We start from the raw sequence: 18,149 nt of genomic DNA, 5'->3' as shown, positions 1-18,149 counted from the left end.
AGGTCGGCGCTAGTCTGGCGTCATGAGCGCGCCTGCCCGCCCCGCCGATCCGGACGACACGGATCCCGCCGTCCGCTTCCTGCGGCTGATGAGCCATGAGATGCGCACGCCCCTGAACGGGGTGATCGGCATGCTGGGTCTGCTGTCCGACAGCGGGCTCGATCCGGCGCAAAAGGCCTATCTGGAGGCGGCGCGCACCTCGGCCGACCATCTGCTGGGTCTGGTCAATGACCTGCTGGACTATGCCCGTCTGGATGCCGGCAGTCTGGAATTCGACCTCGCCCCCGTGGACATCGACAATCTGGTGCGCGGGGTGGCCGAACTTCTCAGCCCCCGGGCCCACGACAAGGGGCTGGAGATTGCCTGGGCCGTGGCGCCCGACGTGCCCTGCGTGCGGGCCGACGAGGGGCGCCTGCGCCAGATCCTGTTTAACCTGGCCGGCAATGCCGTGAAGTTCACGCCGTCGGGCGGAGTGTCGATTGCGGTCTCCGGCACGGAGGACAGCGCCCTGGCCTTCGTCGTCGAGGACACCGGACCTGGCGTGCCCGAGGCAGCCCGCGCCCGCATCTTTGAGGAATTCGGCCACGCCGACAGTTCCGACGCCACCCGCCACGACGGCGCGGGGCTCGGCCTGGCGGTGGCCCGCAAGCTGGCGCTCGCCATGGGCGGCAGCCTGTCGGTCGACGACCGGCCCGGTGGCGGGGCCCGGTTCGTGTTCGAGGCCCGTTTCGATCCGGTCCCCGGTGAGGCCCGACCGGCGACGGCCCCCCTCAAGGGTCTGAAAATCGCGGTGGTGGGTGCCCATCCCTTCACGACGGCGGCCGCCACGGCCATGGCCGAAGCGGCGGGGGCTACATCGGTCGATCCCCGGCAGGCCGATCTGATGCTGGTCGATGATGACGGCCGGGCGGAAGACCAAACCCTCGCTCCCCGTCCTGATCGGCCCCACGCCGTGGTCCTGCTCCGGCCCGGTCGGCGCGACCGCATCGCCGACTATCGCGCCGTCGGCTTCGACGGCTATCTGATCAAGCCGCTACGCCCCGCCTCGCTTGTCGAGCGTGCCCGGGCGCTGGGCGCCGGTCCTTCGGCCGCCGGCCAGCCGCCCGCCGGGCCCGAGGATGACCGCCTCGTCCGCCCGGCCTTCCCCGGCGTGCGGGTCTTGCTGGTCGAGGACAATCCGGTCGGCGCCCTGCTGGCCACCACCCTGCTGAAGCGTCAGGGCTGTGTGGTCGAGACGGCCGCGGGCGGCGAGGAGGCGCTGGATGCCCTGACGCGCGCCCGGTTCGATCTCGTACTCATGGATATGCGCATGCCCGGCATGGATGGCCTGACCGCCACCCGCACCCTGCGCGCGCGCGGCGACACCACCCCCGTGCTGGCCCTGACCGCCAATGCCTTTGCCGACGATCGCCGCGCCTGTCTGGACGCCGGTATGGACGACCATCTGACCAAGCCGCTGGGCGTCGAGGCCCTGACCGCCGCCCTGACCCGCTGGACGAACCCGCCGGAGCGCGCCAAGGTCGCCTCCGCATAGGGACGGTTGTCGCGTCCCCGCAGAGGACGAGCCGCATGACCGATCCCACCGCTGACCGTTCCGCCGGACGCCTATGGGGTCTGGCTGTTTATGGCGAGCGGCAGGTCTTCGCCATGCTGCTGCTCGGGTTCGCGTCGGGCCTCCCGAACCTGCTGATCTTCGATACCCTGAGCGCGTGGCTTCGCGACGACGGGGTTTCGCTGGAAGTGATCGGCTTCTTCGGACTCGCGACCCTGACCTACGCCCTGAAATTCGTCTGGGCACCCCTGCTGGACCGCACCAACATTCCGGTGCTGACCCAATGGCTGGGGCACCGGCGCTCCTGGATGTTGGCTGCACAGTTGCTGGTGGTGGTCGGCCTGTGGCTCATCTCCGGTTCGGATCCCCAGTCGAACATTGGCGGAGTGGCACTGTTCGCGGTCATCGTGGGCTTCTTCGGCGCGACCCAGGACATCGCCATTGATGCCTGGCGGATCGAGGTGACCGATGACGACCGTCAGGGCGCCATGGCCGCCTCATACCAGCTTGGCTGGCGCGCCGCCCAGATCGTGGCCGGGGCCGTGCCGCTGATTTTGGCCCAGCTCTACAACTGGAACTTCTCCTATGCCGTGATGGCTGCCCTCATGGGCTTCGGCATCATCGGCGTGGTTATGGCGCCGCGCGAGCGCCAGCACATCATCCGTCCGATTCCGGTTGGCGACGTTCCTTCGCGCCCCGCGCTGGAGGTCGTCGAGTGGATAGTACGCCTCTCGCTGATCGTTATCGCGGCCCTGATCATCGGCACAGGCCTGACGGACAAGGCGGATGCCCTTCTGTGGGCATTTGGGGGGCTGCTGGGCGAGGGCGGCAGCGCAGCGGTCAGCGCCGGGCTGGAACAGGGCGAGCTGTCGGGCGTGCTGATCCAGTTCGCCTACATCATCGCGGGCTTTACCCTGCTGACCCTGGCGTGCTGGCCTCTGCCCGGCTTCCGGACCCGGCCGGGCGCCTATCTGGCGGGGTCCTTCGGCGCGCCGCTGATGGACTTCTTCGTTCGCTTCGGTCGGCTGGCCCTGCCCATTCTGGCGCTCATCTGCCTCTACCGACTGGCGGATTTCGTGCTGAACATCATGAACCCCTTCTACCTCGATCTCGGCTTTTCGAAGATCGAGGTGGCCGAGGTCCGCAAGGTGTTTGGCGTCGTCGCCACCTCGGTCGGGGTGTTCGCCGGGGGCTGGATGGTCGCCAAACTGGGTCTGATCCGGTCCATGGTCATCGGCGCCTTCATGAGCCCCGTGTCCAACCTGGCCTTCGCCTGGCTTGCGACCCAAGGCCATGACCTGTCGGCCCTGTTCATCGCCATCGGCATCGACAATGTGGCCACCGGCATCGCGGGCACGGCCCTGATTGCCTATATGTCCAGCCTGACCTCGATCGGCTTTACCGCCACCCAGTACGCCCTGTTCAGCTCGCTTTACGCCCTGCCGGGCAAGATCATCGCCTCGCAGTCCGGCAAAATTGTCGAGGCTTCGGCCCGCTCGGCCGACAGCGGGGGGCTGCCCGCCCTGTTCAGGGGTCTGTTCAACCGGTTGCCCGACGGGACGCTCGTTGAAGGCGCGACCAAGAGCGGCGTGACCGTCCAGGGTCTCGGCGCCGGCTATTTCACCTTCTTCCTCTATTCCACCGTGATCGGCGTGTTCGCCATTGTACTGGCCTTCTACGTGGCCGCGCGGCAGCCGGCCGTCGAGGCGGAAACCCGCAGGCGGATGGCGGAGGAAGGCGAGGGGGCCGGCTGAGCCCCCTGCCTCTTTTGGCGGGTCAGCCCTCCTCGCCCGCGCCCTCGTCATAGGCGGCGAAGGTGGCGGCGGTCATGATCTCGCTGACCGAGGCGCCCAGGCTGACGATCTGGACCGACTTCTCGAGGCCGACCAGCATCGGCCCGATCACGGTGGCGCCGCCCAGCGCCTCGACCAGACGGGTCGAGATCGAGGCCGAGTGGATGCCCGGCATGACCAGCACATTGGCATCGCCGGTCAGGCGCATGAACGGATAGGACGAGCGTGCCTCGGGATCGAGCGCCAGCTCGGCCGGCATTTCGCCCTCGTATTCGAAATCGACGCCCTTCTGGTCGAGGATGCGGATCGCCTCGCGCACCTGTTCGCTGCGGTCGCCCGGAGGGTTGCCGAAGGTCGAATAGCTGAGGAAGGCGACGCGGGGCGTGCGGCCCAGCTTGCGCACCGTGGCGGCGGCCTGGATGGCGATCTCGGCCAGCTCGGTCGCATTGGGCAGCTCGTGGATCGAGGTGTCGGCCACGAACAGGGTGCGCCCGCGCGCCAGCAGCACCGACAGGCCGATCAGCCGGTCACGGACGTCCAGCACGCGCCGGACTTCCTTGAGCACCATGTTGAAGTTCCGCGTGGTGCCGGTCACGACTGCATCGGCGTCACCGCGCGCGACCATGGTGGCGGCGAAATAGTTGCGGTCCTGGTTGATCATCCGCTGGACGTCGCGGCGCAGATAGCCACGTCGTTGCAGGCGCCCGTATAGCCAGTCGGTATAGGCGTCGTTCTTGTCCGAGATGCGGGCATTGACGATCTCGATGTCCAGATCGTCGAAATTCAGCCCGGCCTCGGCGGCATTCTTGCGGATAAGGTCCTCGCGGCCCAGCAGGACCGGCGTGCCCAGCTCGGCCTGTTTGAAGGCCCAGGCGGCACGGATGACCGAGGTTTCCTCGCCCTCGGCGAACACCACCCGCTTGTTGGGGGCGGCGCGCACGGCCGAGGCGATCTTCTGCATCAGGGCGGCGGACGGATCGACCCGCTGGCGCAGGGCGATGCGATAGGCCTCCATGTCCTCGATCGGCTGGCGGGCCACGCCTGTGTCCATGGCGGCCTGGGCCACGAAGGGCGGAATGTACCAGATCAGCCGCGGGTCGAACGGCGTGGGAATAATGTACTCGGGCCCGAACTTCAGCTTGCGACCGGAATAGGCGGCGGCCACCTCGTCGGGCACATCCTCGCGCGCCAGCATGGCCAGGGCGTAGGCGCAGGCAATCTTCATCTCGTGATTGACGGTGCGCGCCCGCACGTCGAGCGCCCCCCGGAAGATGTAGGGGAAGCCCAGCACATTGTTGACCTGGTTCACATAGTCCGACCGGCCGGTAGCCATGATGGCGTCCGAGCGGACGCTCATCACATCCTCGGGCGTGATCTCCGGGTCGGGATTGGCCATGGCGAAGATGATCGGATTGGCCGCCATCGAGGCCACCATTTCCTTGGTGATCGCGCCCTTGGCCGACAGGCCCAGCACCACATCGGCACCGACCATGGCCTCGGCCAGCGTCCGGTGCGGGGTGTCGGTGGCGTGCGCCGCCTTCCACTGATCGACGTTCTCGCGGCCCTTGTAGACCACGCCGTCGCGGTCGACGATCACCGTGTTCTCGGCCTTGACCCCGACGGCCTTCATCAGCCCGATCGACGACAGGCCCGCCGCCCCGGCGCCGGCCAGAACGACCTTGATGTCTTCCAGCTTCTTGCCGGTGATGTGACAGGCGTTGATCAGGCCGGCAGTCGAGATGATGGCCGTGCCGTGCTGGTCATCGTGAAACACCGGAATGTCCAGCAGGTCCTGCAGCTGGCTCTCGATCACGAAGCATTCCGGTGAGCGGATATCCTCCAGATTGATGCCGCCCCAGGTGTCGCCGATGTTCTTGACCACGGTGACGAATTCGTCCGGATCAGTGGTCTTCACCTCGACGTCAAAGCTGTCGACGTCGGCGAACCGTTTGAACAGGACCGACTTGCCCTCCATCACCGGCTTGGAGGCCATATGGCCCAGATTTCCGAGGCCCAGGATGGCGGTGCCGTTCGAGATCACAGCGACCAGATTGCCCTTGGACGTATAGTCATAGGCCCGGTCCGCATCGTCGGCGATGGCCAGCACCGGCACCGCGACCCCCGGCGAATAGGCCAGCGACAGGTCCCTCTGGGTCGCCATGGGCTTGGTCGGCGCCATGGAAATCTTGCCCGGCACGGGATCGCTGTGAAACTCCAGCGCGTCGGTGTCGGAGAAGGTCTGTTTGTCGGTCAGGTCGGGCATGAGGTCGTTTCGATCAGAGAGGAAGGCGGCGATCCTAGAGGGCGGGTGCCGCGCAAACAACGGCAGCGAGGCCGGATTTGACGTTACGTCAGGCGGCAGGGGTCACAGGGGGAGCGTCCCTGTCCCCTCCAGCTCTACGGGCCCGGTCATGAAGACGTGGCCGCTGTCGGCGTCCCAGCGGATGTCGAGGTCGCCTCCGTCCAGCGTCAGGGTGGCGGACCGTCCGGTCAGGCCGCGCCGGTGGGCGGCCACCAGGGCGGCACAGGCCCCGGTGCCACAGGCCTGCGTCAGGCCCGCCCCGCGCTCCCAGACCCTGAGGCGGATGTGATCCGGGGCCAGTACATGGGCAAAGCCGACGTTCACGCCTTCCGGAAACAGCGGATGATGTTCGATCAGCGAGCCGGCCCCACGCACAAAGGCGTCGTCCTGCCGGTCGGTAAAGAAGACCACATGCGGATTGCCCATCGACACAGCCCCCGGGGTGTGGATCACCGGGGCGTCGACCGGCCCGACCTGCAGCTCGATGCCGCGCGTGTCCATTTCCTCGGCCAGGGGGATCTGCTGCCACGCCAGCCGCGGTTCGCCCATGTCGATCTCGATGCGGTGGTCGCCGGCCCGCCGCGCCACGGTCGCCCCGCCCAGGGTGCCGATCACCGCCCGGTCCTGTTCCGAGGCCTCCAGCAACAGCCAGCCGACGCACCTCAGGGCATTGCCGCAGGTCTCGACCTTGCCGCCGTCGGCATTCCAGACCCGCATGAAGGCGGTCCGACCCGCCTCTGCCGGCGGCTCGATCACGATCAGCTGGTCACAGCCCGGGCCGGTGGCCGGATCGGACAGGCGCCGCACCGTATCGGCATCGAGATCGAACCCCGGCGCATCGGCGCGCAGGACGATGAAGGCGTTCCCCGCCCCGTTCATCTTCAGATACGGCATTCCGCGCGCGCTCATGCCCTGCCTATAGGCCAGCCATGGCCGGTGTGCGAGCGCCCCGCCCATCACGAACGGTTTGCACGGGCGGCCATCCGCGCTATCGCAGGGCATGGCCTCCGAGACGAGCTCCCCAGACTCCCATCGCGGCTGGCGCATCCGGGCCAGGCTAAGGGCCCTCTATCATGGCCAGTCCCGTCAGGCGGTCCGCTTCCGCTACGGAGTGCTGGTGATCGATCTGGCCATCATCGCCTTCTTCGTCGCCGCCCCGGTCATGCGCGGCCAGAATCTGGGCTGGCTGTTCTATGTCCTCGACTATGTGATCGCCGCCCTGCTGGCCGCCGACCTGCTGGCCCGGGCCATGGCCTGGACCGACATCCGCTCGTGGCTGAAGCGGCCGGTAGTCTGGGCGGACCTGTTCATCCTGGCGACCCTGCTGTTCCCGGCCTGGCTGTTCAACTTCGGCTTCCTCCGGGTCATTCGCCTGTGGACCCTGATCAACTCCGACTTCTTCTGGCGGACGGTCGGCCGGAAGTATGACGACACCCATGTCGAGGATGTGATCAAGGCGCTGGCCGCGCTGGTCACCTTCATCTTCGTGGCGACGGGGTTCGTCTATACCGCCTTCGTCGGCACCCATGAGGGCCTGACCGGCTATGTCGACGCCCTCTATTATACGGTCACCAGCCTGACCACGACCGGCTATGGGGACATTCTGCTGCCCGGCGCCTGGGGGCGGATCGTGTCGATCATCATCATGCTGACGGGCGTGACCCTGTTCGTCCGGCTGGGCCAGACCTTGCTGCGCCCGCCCAAGGTGCACCACCCCTGTCCCAACTGCGGCCTGCAGCGGCACGACCCCGATGCGGTGCACTGCAAGGCCTGCGGTCAGGGCCTGTGCATTCCGAACTACGAGGTCTGAACCGGCAACGGATGACGAAACCGTAATGAACGGGGCCATGGCTTGTCGTCGCCCCTCGCCCGGGTAAGGTGCCCCACCCTCGCCCGGAGACCCCGTCCATGCTTCGTCGCACCCTGACCGCCCTCGCCCTGACCCTGCCGCTGTCGCTGGTGGCAGCCCCCGTTTTTGCCCAGAGCGCTTCCGACCCGACCATGACCGCACCCGCCGACGCCGACGATCCCTACCTCTGGCTGGAAGAGGTCGACGGCGAGCGCGCCATGGCCTGGGTCGAGGAACAGAATGCCCGTTCGCTGGGCATTCTGACGGGGGACCCGCGCTATCAGGGGCTGCACGATCAGGCGCTGGCGTTGCTGGAGGCGCGCGACCGCATCCCCTCGCCGGGCTTCCGCCGCGCGGGCGGCGTCGAGATGATCGACAATTTCTGGCAGGACGCCGACCATGTGCGCGGCATCTGGCGCACCACCACGGTCGACAGCTACGCCACCGACGATCCGCAGTGGGAAACGGTTCTCGACTTCGACGCCCTGGCCGCCGCCGAAGGTGCCAACTGGGTCTACAAGGGCGCCAGCTGCCTGCCGCCCGAGGGCCGGCTGTGCCTGGTCAATCTTTCGGACGGCGGCAAGGACGCCGTCACCGTGCGCGAGTTCGACCGCGAGACCGGCCAGTTCATCGAGGGCGGCATCACCCTGCCGGAATCCAAGGGCGGGGTATCGTGGATCGACGCCGACACCCTCCTGGTCTCGCGCGACTTCGGCGAAGGCTCCCTGACTGATTCCGGCTATCCGCGCACCGTGCGCCTGCTGACGCGCGGCCAGTCGATCGAGGACGCCCCCGTGGTGTTCGAGGGCCGGCAGACCGACGTCTCGGTCAGCGGCTTCACCCTGCGCGATTCCGATGGCGTGGTGCAGGCCGTGCTGCTCAACCGCGGTATCAACTTCTATGAGAGCGAGACCTGGCTGCTGAACGCGGACGGCACGACGCGTCAGCTGCCCCTGCCGCTCAAGGGGGGCATCACAGCCCTGGTCGATGGCCAGCTGATCGTGACCACGGATCAGGACTGGGCCGCCCCGTCCGGGCAAGAGTTCAGGACCGGCGACGTGCTGGCGTACGACCTTGCTGCCTGGCTGGCTGATCCGACGGTCGAGGCCCATCTGGTCATCCGCCCCGGCCCGCGCGAGTCGATCGAGGGCATCACCGCCACCCGCAACCGTCTGGTCGTCGCCCTGTTCGAAAATGTCCGGGGCGCCGTCTATGTCTATGACCCCTCGGACTGGAGCCGCACGCGGCTGGACCTGCCCGAGAACGTCACCGTCGGCGTCGGCTCGGCGTCGGACATGGACGACCGGGTGTTCGTCAGCGTCGCCGGCTATCTGAACCCGCAGTCCCTGTGGCTGTTCGACGCCGCGACCGGCGAGGGCGAGGTGATCAAGTCCCTGCCGGCCAAGTTCAATGCCGACGGCCTGGAAGTCCGCCAGTTCGAGGCGGTGTCGGCCGACGGGACCCGTATCCCCTATTTCGTCGTGGGCCGGTCGGACATGCCGATGGACGGCTCCAACCCGACCCTGCTGTACGGCTATGGCGGCTTCCAGGTGTCGATGCTGCCCGGCTATTCGGCCACGGTCGGCAAGCTGTGGCTGGAGCGCGGTGGCGTCTATGTCGTCGCCAACACCCGCGGCGGCGGCGAGTTCGGCCCCACCTGGCACCAGTCGGCCCAGGGCGTGAACCGCCAGCGCGCGCATGAGGACTTCCAGGCCGTGGCGCTCGACCTGATCGACCGCGGGATCACCAGCCAGCCGCACCTCGGCATCATGGGCGGCAGCCAGGGCGGCCTGTTCATGGGGGCGATGCTGACCCAGCGCCCGGACCTGATCAACGCTGCGGTCATCCAGGTGCCCCTGTTCGACATGCTGCGCTTCCACAAGCTGTTGGCCGGGGCCAGCTGGATCGCTGAATACGGCAATCCGGACATCCCCGAAGAGCGCGAATGGATCGCGGCCTATTCGCCCTACCAGAACCTGCGCGCGGGCCAGCCCTATCCCGAGGTCTTCATCCACACCTCGACCAAGGACGACCGCGTCCACCCCGGCCATGCGAGGAAGGCCGCCGCCCGCATGGAAGAGCTGGGCTATGACGTCCTCTTCTATGAGAACACCGACGGGGGCCACGCCGCCGGCGCCAATCTGCGCGAGACCGCCCGGCGTCTGGCGCTGGAATACACCTATCTGACCCGCCGCCTGATGGACTGAAAACCCGATCCTCCCCCGTGAAGCTTGCGAAACGGGGGAGGGGGACCCCGAAGGGGTGGAGGGGGCGACTTCAAGCGCACCGTCCGGCTCCGCCCCCTCCACCGCCAGAAGGCGGTCCCCCTCCCCCGCGAGGCGGGGGAGGATCACCAAGATGGAGTTTGCATGATGCGTCGCCTGATTCTGTCCGTGGCCGTTCCGGCCCTGATGCTGTCTGCCTGCGCCGGCATGCCGGGCGTCCAGGACCCCGCGGACACCGCCGTCCCGGTCTCGCAGGCCTCCATGCCCGGCTTCCCTTCGAACCTCTCGCCCGAGGGCGTGGCGGCCGCCGACGATCATCTGGCGCTGGAACAGGTGGATGGGGCCGAGGCCATGGCCTTCGTCGCCCGCGAGAACGAACGCGCGCTGGCGACGCTGGAGGGCGACCCCCGCTATGAGCCCTTCCGCCAGCAGGCCGAGGCGATCCTGACGGCTACCGACCGGATTCCTGCCCCGTCCTTCCTCGGCGACGGCATCGGCAATTTCTGGCAGGACGCCACTAATCCGAAGGGCATCTGGCGCCGCACGACGCTGGAGTCCTATGCGTCCGGCGACACGCAGTGGGAGACCCTGCTCGACATCGACGCCCTCGCCCGCGCCGAGGGCAAGGACTGGGTGTTCAAGGGGGCCAGCTGCCTGCCGCCCGCCGAGACCCGCTGCCTCGTCAATCTGTCCGACGGCGGCAAGGACGCCGTCGTGGTCCGCGAGTTCGACCTGACGACCAAGACGTTCGTCGAGGGCGGCTTCGTCCTGCCCGAGGGCAAACACCGCATCAGCTGGCTGGACGCCGACACCCTGCTGGTCGCCACCGACTTCGGACCCGGCACCCTGACCGAGTCGGGCTATCCCTATATCGTCAAGTCGCTGAAGCGCGGCCAGACCCTCGCCCAGGCGACCGAGGTCTATCGCGGCGAGGCCGGTGACGGTGGCTATGGGGTCAGCGCCTCGGTCTTCCGCGACGCAGAAGGGCGGATCGAGGCCGTGCTGTTTAACCGACCGCTCGACACCTTCCGCAGCGAGACATCGGAATGGCGGAACGGGCAGGTGCAAAGACTGAAGCTGCCTGAGCGTGTCGCCGTGTACGGCACTATGGGCGACCTGCTGATATTCTCCCCGGAACAGGCATGGTCGCCGGGTGGCATAGAATATGCGGCCGGTTCACTCTTGTCTTTTCCCATGGCCGATCTCCGCGAGAGAGACCAGGTCACCATTAGCAATCAGGAGCGGCTGATCTTTCAGCCCGGTCCCCGGCAGTCGATCAGCGACGTCGCGGTCTTTGGTGACCGCGTCGCCATTTCGATCAATGACAACGTCAGCGGTCGTCTTTCCCTCTTCAAGAACACGGGCGAATTCGGCTGGGCGGAAAGACAGGTTTCAGTCTCACCCAACAGCGCCATCGGCTTGGGAGACTCGTCCAAGGGTCGCCAGGAACTGTTCGTTTCGTCCCAAGGCTTCCTGACGCCGCCAATGATCGGTCTGCTGGATGTCGACTTCCTGGTGGAGCGGCACCAGACGGACGTGGCTACCTCGCCCAATGCGATCGTGCCCCTCCGCTCCGCGCCGCCCAAGTTCGATGCCTCGACCCATGTGGTCCGGCAGTATGAGGCCACCTCGACCGACGGGACGAAGATCCCCTATTTCGTCGTCATGCCGCGCGACCTCGCGCTGGACGGCACGGCGCCCACCATCCTGTTCGGCTATGGCGGGTTCCAGATCAGCTTCCCGCCTGCCTACAAGCCCGAGATGGGCAAGCTGTGGCTCGAGAATGGCGGCGTCTTCGTCCAGGCCAATATCCGCGGCGGGGGCGAGTTCGGCCCGGGCTGGCACCAGGCGGCCCTCAATGAAAACCGCCAGCGCGCCTTTGATGACTTCGCCGCCGTGGCCGAGGACCTGATCGCGCGCGGCATCACCTCGCCCCGGCATCTGGGCATCTATGGCCGGTCGAACGGCGGGGTATTGACCTCGGTCTCGATCACCCAGCATCCGGAGCTGTTCAATGCGGCCGTGATCGAAAGCCCGCTGATCGACATGCTGCGCTATCACGAACTACCCGCCGGGGCCTCGTGGATCGGCGAGTACGGCGACCCCCGCATTCCCGAGGAAGCGGCCTGGATCGCGGACTACTCGGCCTATCAGCGGCTGAGCCCCGAGGTCGACTATCCGCGCGTCTACATCACCACCAACACGCGCGACGACCGCGTCCACCCCGGCCACGCCCGCAAATTCGCGGCCCGGCTGGAGGCGCAAGGCCACGACCACCTCTATTTCGAGGACACCGCCGGCGGCCATTCGAATGATGCCGATCCGGTCGCCAACGCCCGGCGCTGGGCCCGGCACTATGTCTATCTGGCTCAGCAGCTGATGGACTGACGGCGGCTTCACGCGCCCCTCACGCGAAAATGAGGGGCGCGAATACGCCGGAGCGGCTAGGAGTCGGACCCATGGGAGTTCGGGGCTGGACACGTCTGGTGATCGCGGGGGCCGCTGGCGCCTGCCTGTTCGGGGCAGTTGCGACCTCGGCCCAGTCCGTGCGCCGCGTCGCCCGCGCCGATGTGGCGGTCCGCGAGGCCCCGGTGGTGGTCGAGCTGTTCACCGCCCAGGGCTGCGGCGGCTGTCCCGAAGCCAACCAGCGGGTCGAGACTTTGGTCGACCGCCCCGGCGTGATCGTCCTGACCTATCCGGTCGACTACTGGGACTACACCGGCTGGACCGACACCCTGGCCCGCCCCGAGTTCAGCGAGCGCCAGCAGGCCTATCGCCAGGCCCTGCGCCTGCGCGCCGTCTCCACGCCCCAGGTCATCCTCGACGGCTATCGCACCGTGGCGCCGCGCGACGAGGACAGCCTCGGCGTCGCGGTGAATGAGGAATCCGCCCGCCGGCTGTGGGCGCCGGATATCGAGTTCCGCACCTCCGGCGACCGGGTCGGTATCGGCTCGGGCCGGGTCGAGGACGGCGGGGCCGATGTGCTGGCGGTGGTTTATACGCCCGGCCCGGTGCTGGTCCGGGTCGAGAGCGGCGACAACCGCGGCCGGGTTGTCCGGCACACCAATGTGGTCCGTTCGATCCAGCCGATCGGCGAATGGACGGGACGCCCGATCCTGCTGTCCCTGCCCGACGGGATCGAGGCCGGCGACCGGGTGGCGGTGCTGATCCAGTCGCGCGACGATCGCCACATTCTGGGGGCCGCGGTTCGCTGAACGGCGAAAGCCCCTTTGCGGACGCCATCACATTCGGTCAGTATTCCGGTTGCCCGGGGGCGGGCAGACTGTCGCGACGCGCACCCTGGCGCGCACGGCATGGGGAAACGAACGCATGGGCAGCCACGCATACAGGATCGCAACCGGCCCGCTCCGCACGGGGCTGCTGGCGCTCGTCGCGGCCCTGACGGTCATGGCCTGCGCCGGTCTGGGCCGCGCCCAGGACCCTGCGCCCATGGTGCCCTCGCCCGAGGCCGCCGGTGTGTCGCAACTGGTGACGGCGGCGGGTCTGGCCGACTGGGGCCGCGCGCATCAGGACCCCGGTGCCCTGATCATGGCGGCCCGGATCGTCGGCGAGGTGCCCCTGCGCAACCAGGGCGACCAGCTGCCCTTCCTGACCTTCGACAGCCTGCTGACCGAGGCCGAGGAAATGGCGGCCGGCCAGCCCGCCTATCTGGCGGCCATCGAACAGCTGCGCGGACAGGTCACCCGCGGGGTGGTGTCGTCGCCCTTCGGTCGCGGCCCGATCGCCACCGTCAAGGACGTGCGGGCACGCGAGACCTTCGGCTTTGACGTCGATGCGCGCGGCGGCGAAATCCTCCGCATCGCCGCCATCGGCGACGGCGACACCAATATCGACCTGATCGTGCGCGACGCCGAGGGCCGGCTGTTGTGCCAGGACGGGTTCGGCGACCACTATCCCGTCTGCACCCTGATGCCGCAGCTGGCGGGCAAGGTGCGGGTCAGCGTGGTGAATCGGGGCGCGATCTGGACCAAGGTCCAGATCCTCAGCAACTGAGGACGGCATGGGGGCAGGGGCAGAGCGCGGCATGAGGATCGGGGCCTGGAGGCTGGGCCTGCTCATCCTGCTCGGTCTGGCCCTGGCCGGGGGGGCGCTGGCGCGCGCCGGGTCCGGACAGGATCCCGACACACCCGAATCCCTGCGTGCCGAGGCGTTCGAAGCGGCCCAGTGGGCCATTGTGTCCGATGCCGCCGACGCCCTCGCCAAGGTCTCGGCCCGCTTCGCCGAGGGCGACGATGCCCTGGGGCAGCTGGCCGAGCGGCGCGAGCGGCTGATCCAGCGCCGCGACGCGCTGGAGCGTGAGGTCGAGGGCCTCTACGCCCAGGACACACCCTCGGCCCGCGAGCGCCGCCGGATCCTCAGCCGCAGCTATGAACAGACGCTTGCCGAGCTGGGCGAGGTCGACGCCGAAATCCAGGAGTCCTTTCCCGCCTTTGCCGAGCTGACCAGCCCGCGCGCGCTGAGCGTCACCGAGACCCAGGCCCTGCTCAATCCGGACGAGGCCCTCTTGCTGGTGTTCGTCAATCCGGAGGCGACCTATGTCTGGGGCATCACCTCGGACCGGATCGAATGGGCGCGCGCCGCCGATCTGGGCGAGGCGGCGCTGGCCGCCTCGGTCGACCGCCTGCGGGCCTCGCTGACCACGGCGGGCGCGCGCAACGACCCGACGCTCGACCCCGCCCTGTTCGCCGGTCGCCCGGTCCGCGCCTATGACCGGGCCGAGGCCTACCGCCTCTACACATCCCTGATCCAGCCGGTCGAGGGCATCTTCGCCGGCCATTCCACCCTGATCACTGTGGTCAGCGGACCTTTGACCACCCTCCCGCTCGCGGCCCTCGTGACCGCCCCACCGGTGGGCGAGGACACGGCCCCCGAGGCCCTCGCCACGACCGAATGGTTGATCGACCGTTATGCGCTGGCGACCCTGCCGTCTGTGTCCAGCCTCAAGGCCCTGCGCTGTCATCTGGCCGCGGACGAGGACCGCCATCCGGGGTGCCCGGCCCGTCTCACCGGCGGGGACGGCCGCCGGGCCGTGCTGACGGGCGATCGCCTGCCGCTCGTGGCCTTCGGGGCCCCGGTCCTGACGGGTACGCCAGAGCCCGCCGCGCGCGGCGCACCCGATGCCGACGGCATACTGGGCGAGGGCCAGCTGGCCGATGTCGAGAAACTGCGCGCCCTGCCGGACCTGCCCGGCGCCCGGGCCGAGCTGATGGCGCTGGGCCGCATCTATCCCAAGGGCGTCGTGCGGATCGGGGCGGCGGCCACCGAGACCGCCGTCCGCAAGACCGACACCGATCTGTTGTCCGAGGCGCGCTTCGTCGTCTTCTCGACCCACGGACTGATGGCGGGGGCCAGTTTCGCCGAACCCGGTCTGGTGCTCACCCCGCCCGAACTGGCGACCGCCGAGGACGACGGCTATCTGACCGCGTCGGAAGCGGCCGGTCTGCGCCTCAACGCCGACTTCGTGGTGCTGTCGGCCTGCAATACGGCGGCCTCCGACGGCCGGCCGGGGGGGGAGGGGCTGTCGGGTCTGGCCCGGGCCTTCTTCTACGCCGGGGCCCGCTCCATCCTCGTCTCGCACTGGGAAGTGTCGGACCAGGCCACGACCGCCCTCATCACCGGCACCTTTGCGGGCCTCGACCGCACGCCCGGCAACCGGGCCGTGGCCCTGCAGGGCGCCATGCGCGAGGTGCGCGCCGAACGCCGCTGGCAGCACCCGGCCTATTGGGCGGCCTTCACCCTCGTGGGCACGCCCAGCTAGGCGTCAGGCGCCGGCCTTTTTGGCAAAGCTCCAGGCTGCGTCCGACAGCGGCCCGACCTGGGCGGCCATGGTCCGGGCGTGGCTGCTGGCGGCGGTGCCGTCGCGCACCCGCCCGGCGATCCCCTGACAGATGGCGGCCAGCCGGAACAGATTATAGGCGAACAGCCAGTCGAGATTGGCGGGCCCCGCCGTTCCGGTCTTCTCGGCATAGCGTGCGACCGTCTCCTCGACCGACGGAATGCCCAGCGCCTCCAGATCTGCCCCGGCCAGGCCGTTCCTCAGGGTTGCCGGAATCACCCAGGCGATCAGCAGATAGGAAAAGTCCGCCATCGGATCGCCCAGCGTCGACAGCTCCCAGTCCAGCACGGCCCGGACCTCGGCCCGTTCAGGCGCCAGGATCATATTGTCGAGGCGAAAGTCGCCGTGCACGATCCGCGTCGGCCCGTCCGGCGGCAGGCTCTCGGGCAGGAAGGCGATCAGCCGGTCCATGGCCTCGATCGTGTCGATCTCGGACGCCTGATACTGTTTGGTCCAGCGGCCCACCTGACGGGCGAAATAGTTTCCGGGCTTGCCATAGTCCGACAGGCCGATCGCATCCGGATCGAACCGGTGCAGGGCCGCCAGTGTATCGGTCTGGGCCTCATAGATGGCGCGCCGTTCGGCTGGCGACAGATCGGGCAGTTTCAGGTCCCAGAAGACCCGGCCCTCGACCTTGTCCATCACATAGAACATCGAACCGATGACGCTATCGTCCGTACACAGAATATAGGGCCGGGCGACGGGGAAGCCCTGGGCATGCAGGGCCGAGATCACCCGGAATTCCCGATCGACCGCATGGGCGCTGGGCAGCAGAACGCCCGGCGGCTTGCGGCGCAGCACATAGGTCCGGCCGGGCGTGGTCAGCTCATAGGTCGGGTTCGACTGTCCGCCCTTGAATTGGCGGAGCGTCAGCGGCCCCTGATACCCCTCGACGTGTTCGGCCAGCCAGGCGTTTAGGGTGGTCTCGTCCAGCGCGTGCCGGGGATCGACCTCGCGCGTACCGGAAAAGGCGGACTGGGGATCGAGGGTCGGGTCGGTCATGCGGTTTCCGGTTCAGCGGCGGTTTCGGCAGCGGCCAGGGTGGCGCGGATCGCGCCCTTCCAGCCATCGAGCAGGCGGTTGCGGGTCGCGCCATCCATGCGGGGGTGCCAGACGGCGGGTGTCTCGAGGGGCGGAATATCCAGCCGGTCGATCAGGCCGACACCCAGTGCCGCCAGCTTGGCGGCCCCCAGCGCGGTCATCTCCTGAAAGGCCGGGCGCTCGACCTCGACCTCGCAGATGTCGGCCACGAACTGCATGGCCAGCGCATTGGCGGTCACCCCGCCGTCGACCTTCAGCCGCGCCAGCCGGGGTGCGCCGTCGGCGGCCAGCGCATCCAGCAGGTCCCGCGTCTGATAGGCCAGACTTTCCAGCGCCGCCCGCACCAGATGGGCCGGGCCGGTATCCCGCGTCAGGCCGGTCAGGGTTCCGCGCGCTTCGGGCGACCACCAGGGCGCCCCCAGCCCGGTAAAGCCCGGCACCAGATAGACCCCGCCATTGTCCGGCAGGCTCTGGGCCATGGCTTCGGACTGGCGCGACTGACTGATCACGCCCAGACCGTCCCGCAGCCACTGGATCGCGGAGCCGGCCGAGAAGATCGATCCCTCCAGCGCATAGGCAGTTTGTCCGTTCACGGAATACGCCAGGGTCCCGAGCAGGCGGTTGGTCGAGATGACCGGCTCCGCGCCCACATTGGCGACCAGAAACGCGCCCGTTCCGTAGGTGATCTTGGCATCCCCGGGCTGCAACGCCCCATGACCGACCAGCGCCGCCTGCTGGTCGCCGGCCGCGCCGTGCACCGGCAGGGCCCGGCCGAACAGCGACGGGTCACAGTCGCCGAGCGCATCCGCACAGCCGCGTATTTCCGGCAGGGCCTCCATCGGCACCCGGAACAGCCCGGCCAGATCGGCCTGCCAGCTCAGGGTGCCCAGATCCATCAGGCTGGTGCGCGCCGCATTGGTGGCATCGGTGATGTGCGATCGGCCGCCCGTCAGCTTCCAGACCAGCCAGCTTTCGATCGTGCCCAGCTTGACGCCGCCCGCCCCGGCCCGTTCGCGGCTGCCCGGTACCGCGTCGAGCAGCCAGGCGTATTTCGACGCCGAGAAATAGGGGTCGAGGATCAGGCCGGTGCGCCCCTGCACCGCCGGCTCATGGCCGGCACGCGCCAGTGCCGTGGTGACATCGGCCGTGCGCCGGTCCTGCCAGACGATGGCCTTGTGCAGCGGCTCGCCCGTCTGCGCATCCCACAGCACCGCCGTCTCGCGCTGGTTGGTGATACCGATTGCGGCGAAGCGGTCGATGCCCCCCGCCTTGCGGATCACCTCGCGACAGGTCTGCAGGGTGGCGGTCCAGATCTCGCCTGCATCGTGCTCGACCCAGCCGGGTTTGGGGAAATGCTGCTGCAGTTCGATCTGGCTGACCGCCGCCGCCGAAAAGGCTCCGGCGTCCGACACCTCAAAGGCGATGGCCCGGGTCGAGGTCGTGCCCAGGTCGATGGAGAGGATCATCCGGCTCATGGGGGATTAGTGACGACGGACGCCGGGCGAGGCAAGCGGGATGCCCCTCGCCACG

Annotated in this window: 12 protein-coding genes; 8 read left to right on the top strand and 4 right to left on the bottom strand. The window is 68.5% G+C overall.

Annotated elements, in window-relative coordinates:
- The first annotated feature begins 22 nt into the window (after window positions 1–22).
- Together LC068_RS09315 and LC068_RS09310 are read left to right on the top strand one after the other, a co-directional pair.
- Entirely contained in the window at window positions 23–1,534 is a 1,512-nt protein-coding gene (locus LC068_RS09315) for a response regulator (RefSeq protein WP_226636571.1), read from the top strand.
- Between the two features lie 35 nt (window positions 1,535–1,569).
- The gene (locus tag LC068_RS09310; RefSeq protein ID WP_226636569.1) at window positions 1,570–3,306 is read left to right on the top strand and encodes an AmpG family muropeptide MFS transporter; all 1,737 of its coding nucleotides are present in this window, start codon (window positions 1,570–1,572) and stop codon (window positions 3,304–3,306) included.
- 22 nt (window positions 3,307–3,328) lie between these two features.
- Here LC068_RS09310 and LC068_RS09305 read toward each other — a convergent pair whose 3' ends face one another.
- Both LC068_RS09305 and dapF read right to left on the bottom strand, forming a co-directional pair.
- Entirely contained in the window at window positions 3,329–5,608 is a 2,280-nt protein-coding gene (locus tag LC068_RS09305; RefSeq protein ID WP_226636567.1) for an NADP-dependent malic enzyme, read from the bottom strand.
- A 102-nt stretch (window positions 5,609–5,710) separates the two neighbouring features.
- Window positions 5,711–6,556 (bottom strand): diaminopimelate epimerase, encoded by an 846-nt coding sequence (dapF, locus tag LC068_RS09300; RefSeq protein WP_226636565.1) that lies wholly within the window; start codon window positions 6,554–6,556, stop codon window positions 5,711–5,713.
- A 91-nt stretch (window positions 6,557–6,647) separates the two neighbouring features.
- Between dapF and LC068_RS09295 the strand changes: the two genes are divergently transcribed.
- The 6 genes from LC068_RS09295 to LC068_RS09270 all read left to right on the top strand — a co-directional run bounded on the left by LC068_RS09295 (window position 6,648) and on the right by LC068_RS09270 (window position 15,500).
- On the top strand, window positions 6,648–7,457 hold the full coding sequence (locus LC068_RS09295) for a potassium channel family protein (RefSeq protein ID WP_209118700.1): 810 nt from the start codon (window positions 6,648–6,650) through the stop codon (window positions 7,455–7,457).
- A gap of 98 nt (window positions 7,458–7,555) precedes the next feature.
- A complete protein-coding gene (locus tag LC068_RS09290) occupies window positions 7,556–9,703 on the top strand; it encodes a prolyl oligopeptidase family serine peptidase (protein WP_226636563.1) in 2,148 nt (715 codons plus the stop codon).
- A gap of 165 nt (window positions 9,704–9,868) precedes the next feature.
- On the top strand, window positions 9,869–12,109 hold the full coding sequence (locus LC068_RS09285) for a prolyl oligopeptidase family serine peptidase (RefSeq protein WP_319002491.1): 2,241 nt from the start codon (window positions 9,869–9,871) through the stop codon (window positions 12,107–12,109).
- A gap of 71 nt (window positions 12,110–12,180) precedes the next feature.
- Window positions 12,181–12,936: a DUF1223 domain-containing protein gene (locus LC068_RS09280; protein WP_226636559.1), complete on the top strand. Its 756-nt coding sequence runs from the start codon at window positions 12,181–12,183 to the stop codon at window positions 12,934–12,936.
- Window positions 12,937–13,051: 115 nt separating this feature from the next.
- Window positions 13,052–13,735: a hypothetical protein gene (locus tag LC068_RS09275; protein ID WP_226636557.1), complete on the top strand. Its 684-nt coding sequence runs from the start codon at window positions 13,052–13,054 to the stop codon at window positions 13,733–13,735.
- 31 nt (window positions 13,736–13,766) lie between these two features.
- Window positions 13,767–15,500, top strand: coding sequence for a CHAT domain-containing protein (locus LC068_RS09270; protein WP_226636555.1), 1,734 nt, complete (start codon window positions 13,767–13,769; stop codon window positions 15,498–15,500).
- A gap of 3 nt (window positions 15,501–15,503) precedes the next feature.
- Here LC068_RS09270 and LC068_RS09265 read toward each other — a convergent pair whose 3' ends face one another.
- Complete coding sequence (locus LC068_RS09265) at window positions 15,504–16,580, bottom strand: phosphotransferase family protein (RefSeq protein ID WP_226636554.1); 1,077 nt, start codon at window positions 16,578–16,580, stop codon at window positions 15,504–15,506.
- Window positions 16,577–18,094: a glycerol kinase GlpK gene (glpK, locus tag LC068_RS09260; protein WP_319002490.1), complete on the bottom strand. Its 1,518-nt coding sequence runs from the start codon at window positions 18,092–18,094 to the stop codon at window positions 16,577–16,579. Before glpK ends, LC068_RS09265 begins: the two co-directional genes overlap by 4 nt.
- Between the last annotated feature and the right edge of the window lie 55 nt (window positions 18,095–18,149).

Origin of the sequence: Brevundimonas poindexterae (assembly GCF_020524625.1) — a bacterium.
Taxonomy (GTDB): Bacteria; Pseudomonadota; Alphaproteobacteria; order Caulobacterales; family Caulobacteraceae; genus Brevundimonas; species Brevundimonas poindexterae_A.
This window is presented reverse-complemented; position numbering and strand designations above follow the sequence as displayed.

Bases quoted from the DNA above. Each gene is read 5' to 3' on its own strand.
- LC068_RS09275 (WP_226636557.1), top strand. From the start codon at position 13,052: ATGGGCAGCCACGCATACAGGATCGCAACCGGCCCGCTCCGCACGGGG.
- LC068_RS09285 (WP_319002491.1), top strand. From the start codon at position 9,869: ATGCGTCGCCTGATTCTGTCCGTGGCCGTTCCGGCCCTGATGCTGTCT.
- LC068_RS09265 (WP_226636554.1), bottom strand. From the start codon at position 16,580: ATGACCGACCCGACCCTCGATCCCCAGTCCGCCTTTTCCGGTACGCGC.
- LC068_RS09295 (WP_209118700.1), top strand. From the start codon at position 6,648: ATGGCCTCCGAGACGAGCTCCCCAGACTCCCATCGCGGCTGGCGCATC.
- LC068_RS09290 (WP_226636563.1), top strand. From the start codon at position 7,556: ATGCTTCGTCGCACCCTGACCGCCCTCGCCCTGACCCTGCCGCTGTCG.
- LC068_RS09310 (WP_226636569.1), top strand. From the start codon at position 1,570: ATGACCGATCCCACCGCTGACCGTTCCGCCGGACGCCTATGGGGTCTG.
- glpK (WP_319002490.1), bottom strand. From the start codon at position 18,094: ATGAGCCGGATGATCCTCTCCATCGACCTGGGCACGACCTCGACCCGG.
- LC068_RS09270 (WP_226636555.1), top strand. From the start codon at position 13,767: ATGAGGATCGGGGCCTGGAGGCTGGGCCTGCTCATCCTGCTCGGTCTG.
- LC068_RS09315 (WP_226636571.1), top strand. From the start codon at position 23: ATGAGCGCGCCTGCCCGCCCCGCCGATCCGGACGACACGGATCCCGCC.
- dapF (WP_226636565.1), bottom strand. From the start codon at position 6,556: ATGAGCGCGCGCGGAATGCCGTATCTGAAGATGAACGGGGCGGGGAAC.
- LC068_RS09305 (WP_226636567.1), bottom strand. From the start codon at position 5,608: ATGCCCGACCTGACCGACAAACAGACCTTCTCCGACACCGACGCGCTG.
- LC068_RS09280 (WP_226636559.1), top strand. From the start codon at position 12,181: ATGGGAGTTCGGGGCTGGACACGTCTGGTGATCGCGGGGGCCGCTGGC.